The organism is Exiguobacterium sp. A1_3_1 (assembly GCF_048985645.1).
In the GTDB taxonomy this organism is placed as follows: domain Bacteria; phylum Bacillota; class Bacilli; order Exiguobacteriales; family Exiguobacteriaceae; genus Exiguobacterium_A; species Exiguobacterium_A indicum.
Map to the genome: position 1 here is coordinate 1 of NZ_WBYY01000344.1, position 460 is coordinate 460.

At 36.3% G+C, this 460-nt stretch carries 1 protein-coding gene; it reads right to left on the reverse strand.

The window, feature by feature from the left end; genetic code table 11:
• A partial coding sequence (locus F8N00_RS18275; RefSeq protein ID WP_421018781.1) for a helix-turn-helix domain-containing protein occupies positions 1 to 456 on the reverse strand: 456 nt, incomplete at its 3' end.
• Between the last annotated feature and the right edge of the window lie 4 nt (positions 457 to 460).

Genomic DNA, 460 nt, shown 5'->3' on the forward strand with positions numbered 1-460 from the left:
CGTGGGCTCGGAGATGTGTATAAGAGACAGGATCTGTTCCTGTCTGACAACTTGTAATAAAGAGGCGATACATGTCCGAAAATCAATATTTCCTCTTTCATAGTCTAGTAATTCTTGATGGTAGCGAATTAAAATTTGAGTTTCAACCGCATTATTGACGTTCTCATATTTTGCTAAGTCTTTTGCCATATCTGAGTACGTTTTTTCACGCAAATGCCGAATCATTCGTTGGTCTATTTCATTTAATTTTTGTGAGACGATTTCATCTTCAAAAAATAATGAAATCGGGATGCGTAGTCTTCGACAAATCTGCTGTAACAAATCAATCGTTGGGGAATTTCGACCATTTTCGATTTTACTGATTTCAGCCTGACTACAAATTCCTTCACAAAGTGCTTTTTGTGTCATTCCTTGTTTTTTTCGTTCTTGCTTGATCTTATCACCAACAGAATGAATGACT